The organism is Albidovulum sp., assembly GCF_049646345.1.
GTDB lineage: Bacteria > Pseudomonadota > Alphaproteobacteria > Rhodobacterales > Rhodobacteraceae > Albidovulum.
The window spans coordinates 1-1877 of sequence record NZ_JBARVQ010000484.1 but is presented as its reverse complement, the minus strand read 5'-3'; the positions used below and the strand labels follow the sequence as shown (position 1 = coordinate 1877).

At 61.1% G+C, this 1877-nt stretch carries 2 protein-coding genes; both read left to right on the top strand.

The genetic code is table 11. From position 1 onward, the window contains the following. Positions 1-573: tryptophan 2,3-dioxygenase (locus WBB85_RS12180; RefSeq protein ID WP_432638880.1), on the top strand; the 573-nt coding region annotated here is incomplete at its 5' end. A 207-nt stretch (positions 574-780) separates the two neighbouring features. Further along, positions 781-1877 (top strand): calcium-binding protein (locus WBB85_RS12175; protein ID WP_432638879.1); only part of this gene is annotated, 1097 nt, incomplete at its 3' end.

Genomic DNA, 1877 nt, shown 5'->3' with positions numbered 1-1877 from the left:
CGGATCATGGAACAGCTCAATTCCGCCTGGGATGTTCTGCGCACGATGACCCCCTCGGACTACACGTGCTTTCGCGCCGCACTCGGCGCCTCATCCGGGTTCCAGTCCTGGCAATACCGGCAGATCGAATTCGCCGCCGGGAACCGAAATCCTGCCATGCTGAAGCCCCATGCCCATCGGCCCGAGATCACCGTCCGGCTTACAGCGGAACTTGCCCGGCCATCGCTATATGACGAGGCATTGCACGCGGCCCATCGCGGCGGGCTGCCGATACCGGATGAGGTTCTGCGCCGTGATCTTAGCGACCCCTGGAGCGCACATGACGGTGTCGAGGCTGCCTGGCGCATTGTCTATGCCGACCCAGAGGCGCATTGGGCGCTTTACGATCTGGCCGAGAAGCTCGTGGATTTTGAGGATTACTTCCGCCGCTGGCGTTTCAACCACGTGACCACGGTCGAACGTGTGATCGGGTTGAAGCGCGGCACCGGCGGTACCGGCGGCGTACCCTATCTGCGTCGCATGCTGGAGGTGGAGCTGTTCCCTGAACTCTGGCGATTGCGAACAACGCTTTGACCTGAACCTGCCGCCTTGCTACCTTGCCGCGACTTTTATTGCGTAGCATACAATCATATGGTGAATTTACCGCGGAAATCAGCACAGTCCCGACGCAGGCCTGCCTAATTTCTGCCTTCCGCAAATCTTAACCAGTTCCCATGAAGGTGGGATGACTCTGTCTGACGCTCTGCGCTCGGGCGTGTTAAATGGTGAAAGGTACGTACTATGCCTACTGGCTATCTTGTCTCTTTGGGCGGCAACAATGCCCTGAACAGCGGCGATGGGATCGGCGGCACCCAAGCCACCTTCACCACCCAATCGACGATCGGAGCTGGGTCCTGGAACTGGTCCGGCGTCTGGACCGGCGACGGCCAGTTCTATTCCAATATCACCGATACCGGGGTCTACTATCTCGGCACTGACGGCAGCACCTACTTCGTGCCAAATACCTGGACGATCAGCAGCGGCAGCGCGACCGCGACCAGTGCACCGACCTACGCACCGACCATGGGTACATCCGGCGCCGATACTCTGATCGGCGGGATCGGAAACGATACGATTTATGGCGGGTCGACGACCAGCCAGACCGGCACCGGCAATGACTCCATCAATGGCGGCAGCGGCAATGACGTGATCTTTGGCGGGGACGGCAACGACACGCTTCAGGGCGGCGCGGGGTCCGACACGCTTTATGGCGGCGCGGGCACTGACACGGCCAGCTATTCCGGCTCGGGCAGCGCGGTCAATGTCAACCTTTCGACCAACACGGCCACCGGCGGCAACGCCACCGGCGACGTGCTGAACTCGATCGAAGGGGTGATCGGGTCGAGTTTCAACGACACGCTGACCGGCTCATCGGGGGCCAATTACATTGATGGCGGGGCCGGGGCCGACACGATTTCGGCGGGCGGCGGCAATGATACCGTGCTTGGCGGTGACGGCGCGGACCAGATCAGCGGTGGTGACGGAAATGACAGCATTTCCGGCGGACTTGGCAACGATACGATCAGCGGCGGGACTGGTACGGACACGATAGATGGCGGTGCCGGGGCCGATTCAATTTCGGGTGGTGATGGCGCCGACTCCATCCTCGGCGGCGATGGCAATGACACGATAGATGGCGGCGGACAGACTACGACCGGCACACAGGAGTATCTGAACTGGGTCGGCCATGCCACAAGCGGCTCGAACATCGCTGGCGGCTTCATTCAGGATACCGGCGGGATGAACGTGACCGCCAATTTCGTGAACAACGGCAGCAATACGGCGGTCCAGACATCCAGTTCAACCCAGTATACAGCCAGCGGCGAACCGTTCAGCGC